Source organism: Microbacterium istanbulense (genome assembly GCF_037204145.1).
GTDB classification, from domain to species: Bacteria; Actinomycetota; Actinomycetes; order Actinomycetales; family Microbacteriaceae; genus Microbacterium; species Microbacterium istanbulense.
This window is the reverse complement of record NZ_JBBDGN010000024.1, coordinates 1-5759: the sequence shown is the minus strand read 5'-3', so window position 1 is coordinate 5759 and position 5759 is coordinate 1. Positions and strand designations below refer to the sequence as shown.

The following is a 5759-nucleotide window of genomic DNA, read 5'->3' as shown; positions in this document are numbered from 1 at the left end:
TTTTACTTAAGAGAAGTCCGGCGGTGTCCTACTCTCCCACAGGGTCCCCCCTGCAGTACCATCGGCGCTGTGAGGCTTAGCTTCCGGGTTCGGAATGTGACCGGGCGTTTCCCTCACGCTATGGCCGCCGAAACACTATTGACATGTTCATCGGCAACACACACGTTGAGTGTGGTGTTGTTTGGTTCCGACCGTACGTCGAGAACCACAAAGTGGACGCGAAAAATCTTGGAAAGAAAGGGTGTTATCAAGTCGTCGGCTTATTAGTACCAGTCAGCTGCACACGTTACCGTGCTTCCACATCTGGCCTATCAACCCAGTAGTCTGGCTGGGAGCCTCTCACCCACAAGGGGCATGGAAGTCTCATCTTGAGGCCGGCTTCCCGCTTAGATGCTTTCAGCGGTTATCCATCCCGAACGTAGCTAACCAGCGGTGCTCCTGGCGGAACAACTGGCACACCAGAGGTTCGTCCAACCCGGTCCTCTCGTACTAGGGTCAGATCCTCTCAAACTTCCTACGCGCGCAGCGGATAGGGACCGAACTGTCTCACGACGTTCTAAACCCAGCTCGCGTACCGCTTTAATGGGCGAACAGCCCAACCCTTGGGACCTACTCCAGCCCCAGGATGCGACGAGCCGACATCGAGGTGCCAAACCATGCCGTCGATATGGACTCTTGGGCAAGATCAGCCTGTTATCCCCGAGGTACCTTTTATCCGTTGAGCGACAGCGCTTCCACAAGCCACTGCCGGATCACTAGTCCCGACTTTCGTCCCTGCTCGACCTGTCAGTCTCACAGTCAAGCTCCCTTGTGCACTTACACTCGCCACCTGATTGCCAACCAGGTTGAGGGAACCTTTGGGCGCCTCCGTTACTTTTTGGGAGGCAACCGCCCCAGTTAAACTACCCACCAGGCACTGTCCCTGAACCGGATTACGGTTCGAAGTTAGATATCCAGAGTGACCAGAGTGGTATTTCAACAATGACTCCACATGAACTGGCGTCCATGCTTCATAGTCTCCCACCTATCCTACACAAGCCACACCGAACACCAATACCAAGCTGTAGTAAAGGTCACGGGGTCTTTCCGTCCTGCTGCGCGTAACGAGCATCTTTACTCGTAATGCAATTTCGCCGAGTTCGCGGTTGAGACAGTTGGGAAGTCGTTACGCCATTCGTGCAGGTCGGAACTTACCCGACAAGGAATTTCGCTACCTTAGGATGGTTATAGTTACCACCGCCGTTTACTGGGGCTTAAATTCTCAGCTTCGCCTTGCGGCTAACCGGTCCTCTTAACCTTCCAGCACCGGGCAGGCGTCAGTCCGTATACATCGTCTTGCGACTTGGCACGGACCTGTGTTTTTAGTAAACAGTCGCTACCCACTAGTCTCTGCGGCCTCCAAACGCTTTCGGAGCAAGTCCTAATACGTCGAAGGCCCCCCTTCTCCCGAAGTTACGGGGGCATTTTGCCGAGTTCCTTAACCACGATTCTCTCGATCTCCTTGGTATTCTCTACCTGACCACCTGAGTCGGTTTGGGGTACGGGCGGCTGGAACCTCGCGTCGATGCTTTTCTCGGCAGCATAGGATCACCCACTTTTTATCCGCATCGTGTCTCAGCCTGTATGAGTCACGGATTTGCCTATGACTCGGCCTACGCACTTGCACCAGGACAACCATCGCCTGGCTTGGGCTACCTTCCTGCGTCACACCTGTTAATACGCTAGCCGCACCAGCATAGGGTCGTGTGCTCCACTGAACGGTGTCACCCGAAGGTGACGATGCTCAGCTTTGGACACTTAGCATTACTGGATTAGCTTGGGCGGTTCTTCGCCGGTACGGGAATATCAACCCGTTGTCCATCGACTACGCCTGTCGGCCTCGCCTTAGGTCCCGACTTACCCAGGGAAGATTAGCTTGACCCTGGAACCCTTGGTCTTTCGGAGGACGTGTTTCTCACACGTCATTCGCTACTCATGCCTGCATTCTCACTCGTGTAGCGTCCACGGCTGGTTTCCACCGCCGCTTCACTCGCCACACGACGCTCTCCTACCCATCAACACGGCTGGACCACGAAGGCCTACCAAAAATGTCAATGCCACAACTTCGGTGGCGCGCTTGAGCCCCGTTACATTGTCGGCGCGGAATCACTTGACCAGTGAGCTATTACGCACTCTTTCAAGGGTGGCTGCTTCTAAGCCAACCTCCTGGTTGTCTAAGCAACTCCACATCCTTTTCCACTTAGCACGCGCTTTGGGACCTTAGATGGTGGTCTGGGTTGTTTCCCTCTCGACTATGAAGCTTATCCCCCACAGTCTCACTGCTGCGCTCTCACTTACCGGCATTCGGAGTTTGGCTGACGTCAGTAACCTGGTGAGGCCCATCGGCCATCCAGTAGCTCTACCTCCGGCAAGAAACACGCAACGCTGCACCTAAATGCATTTCGGAGAGAACCAGCTATCACGAAGTTTGATTGGCCTTTCACCCCTATCCACAGCTCATCCCCTCAGTTTTCAACCTAAGTGGGTTCGGTCCTCCACGACGTCTTACCGTCGCTTCAACCTGGCCATGGATAGATCACTTCGCTTCGGGTCTAGGACATGCGACTGAATCGCCCTATTCAGACTCGCTTTCGCTACGGCTACCCCACACGGGTTAACCTCGCCACATATCACTAACTCGCAGGCTCATTCTTCAAAAGGCACGCTGTCACACCTACCAGGGGTGCTCCAACGGTTTGTAAGCAAACGGTTTCAGGTACTATTTCACTCCCCTCCCGGGGTACTTTTCACCTTTCCCTCACGGTACTTGTCCGCTATCGGTCATCTGGGAGTATTTAGGCTTATCAGGTGGTCCTGACAGATTCACACGGGATTTCACGGGCCCCGTGCTACTTGGGATACTCTTCACGCTGCGGCTCGCATTTCGACTACGGGGCTGGCACCCACTATGGCTGGCCTTTCAAAACCATTCGTCTATACGACCGCATCACGCCCACTGCTCGGCAGAACAGCACGAAAAGTCCCACAACCCCGGGCATGCAACGCCTGCCGGCTATCACACACACCCGGTTTAGCCTCATCCGCTTTCGCTCGCCACTACTCACGGAATCACATGTTGTTTTCTCTTCCTGTGGGTACTGAGATGTTTCACTTCCCCACGTTCCCTCTACCCGCCCTATATATTCAGGCGGGAGTCACCAGGTCGCACAAACGCCTGGCGGGGTTTCCCCATTCGGACACCCTCGGATCAAAACTTGCTTATCAGTTCCCCGAGGCTTATCGCAGATTGCTACGTCCTTCTTCGGCTCCAGATGCCAAGGCATCCACCGTTTGCTCTTAAAGACTTGAAATCACATGAGCTCCACCGGTCCAGGAAAAGACCGGCAGAAATTTTTCTTTAAGATGCTCGCGTCCACTGTGTAGTTCTCAAAGTACGGGCGGTCCCCCACCCCCGCTAACCAACCGGTCAACAGAAGTAAGGGCCATGAGGTTCAGAACAACCAGAAAACTGGCCGGCCCGGTCCCTCAGGACCCAACAGCGTGCAGCCACCCCGCTCACCAACCCCACCCTTCCAGATCCGAAGACCGTACTAAGCAGAGCCAGCCGCGCTGACAGCATGTCAAATGTTCCACCCATGAGCTCCGGTCACACACATTCGGTGTGAATCCGGCTCTGTCACCCCAAAGAGTGCAGTGCTCCTTAGAAAGGAGGTGATCCAGCCGCACCTTCCGGTACGGCTACCTTGTTACGACTTAGTCCTAATTACCGATCCCACCTTCGACGGCTCCCTCCACAAGGGTTAGGCCACCGGCTTCAGGTGTTACCGACTTTCATGACTTGACGGGCGGTGTGTACAAGACCCGGGAACGTATTCACCGCAGCGTTGCTGATCTGCGATTACTAGCGACTCCGACTTCATGAGGTCGAGTTGCAGACCTCAATCCGAACTGGGACCGGCTTTTTGGGATTCGCTCCACCTTACGGTATCGCAGCCCTTTGTACCGGCCATTGTAGCATGCGTGAAGCCCAAGACATAAGGGGCATGATGATTTGACGTCATCCCCACCTTCCTCCGAGTTGACCCCGGCAGTATCCCATGAGTTCCCACCATTACGTGCTGGCAACATAGAACGAGGGTTGCGCTCGTTGCGGGACTTAACCCAACATCTCACGACACGAGCTGACGACAACCATGCACCACCTGTTCACGAGTGTCCAAAGAGTTGACCATTTCTGGCCCGTTCTCGTGTATGTCAAGCCTTGGTAAGGTTCTTCGCGTTGCATCGAATTAATCCGCATGCTCCGCCGCTTGTGCGGGTCCCCGTCAATTCCTTTGAGTTTTAGCCTTGCGGCCGTACTCCCCAGGCGGGGAACTTAATGCGTTAGCTGCGTCACGGAATCCGTGGAAAGGACCCCACAACTAGTTCCCAACGTTTACGGGGTGGACTACCAGGGTATCTAAGCCTGTTTGCTCCCCACCCTTTCGCTCCTCAGCGTCAGTTACGGCCCAGAGATCTGCCTTCGCCATCGGTGTTCCTCCTGATATCTGCGCATTCCACCGCTACACCAGGAATTCCAATCTCCCCTACCGCACTCTAGTCTGCCCGTACCCACTGCAAGCCCGAGGTTGAGCCTCGGGATTTCACAGCAGACGCGACAGACCGCCTACGAGCTCTTTACGCCCAATAATTCCGGATAACGCTTGCGCCCTACGTATTACCGCGGCTGCTGGCACGTAGTTAGCCGGCGCTTTTTCTGCAGGTACCGTCACTCTCGCTTCTTCCCTGCTAAAAGAGGTTTACAACCCGAAGGCCGTCATCCCTCACGCGGCGTTGCTGCATCAGGCTTCCGCCCATTGTGCAATATTCCCCACTGCTGCCTCCCGTAGGAGTCTGGGCCGTGTCTCAGTCCCAGTGTGGCCGGTCACCCTCTCAGGCCGGCTACCCGTCGACGCCTTGGTGAGCCATTACCTCACCAACAAGCTGATAGGCCGCGAGCCCATCCCCAACCGAAAAATCTTTCCAAACGCAGACCATGCGGCCACGTCACATATCCAGTATTAGACGCCGTTTCCAGCGCTTATCCCAGAGTCAGGGGCAGGTTGCTCACGTGTTACTCACCCGTTCGCCACTAATCCCCAAGTGCAAGCACCTGGTTCATCGTTCGACTTGCATGTGTTAAGCACGCCGCCAGCGTTCATCCTGAGCCAGGATCAAACTCTCCGTAAAAAACAGTTGCAAACGCACCACCGGGAAAACGATGACACGCCGCGAGTTCAATCATGACCAAAGAGACAAAATCAACTGACTTCATCCAATGCCAACCCACAAAAGGTTGGGCTTTGATCCAAAGGAATTCTCAACCAGCCCGAAAGCTGGACGAGGATAATTTGGCATTTGACAAGTGCACGCTGTTGAGTTCTCAAGGATCGGACGCACCCACACACCCACCAACCAAGGTGAGACGCGCAGGGCAACTTCACAATCATACTCCACCGTATCCGAAGTGTCAACTCGACATGCGGAGCGAGTCGAAGACTCACTGCACACACCCGGTGACCCGAAGGAAGAGGTGGAAGCTCCCATCCTAGACGCAGAAGCGTCGAGCGCTCAAGTTGAGCTTCGGAGTGGGAGGTGGTCCGCCAGCTTGAGGGGGGTGAGGCCTTCCGGCCCTTCCGCTTCCCTGTGGGGCGAACAAGTAATAAGTTACGCGGGATCCCGGCATCCGGCAAATCAGCACCGTAACTCGGGCGTGTCGC

The 5759-nt window shown here is 55.2% G+C and carries 3 rRNA genes; all 3 read right to left on the bottom strand.

The features are described from left to right. Window positions 1-15: 15 nt before the first annotated feature. Window positions 16-132, bottom strand: a 5S ribosomal RNA gene (gene rrf / locus WDU93_RS15130). A gap of 111 nt (window positions 133-243) precedes the next feature. Further along, window positions 244-3350, bottom strand: a 23S ribosomal RNA gene (locus tag WDU93_RS15125). A gap of 354 nt (window positions 3351-3704) precedes the next feature. Further along, window positions 3705-5229: ribosomal RNA gene (locus WDU93_RS15120) — 16S ribosomal RNA — on the bottom strand. Together the 16S, 23S and 5S rRNA genes form the textbook arrangement of a ribosomal RNA operon. Window positions 5230-5759: the final 530 nt, after the last annotated feature.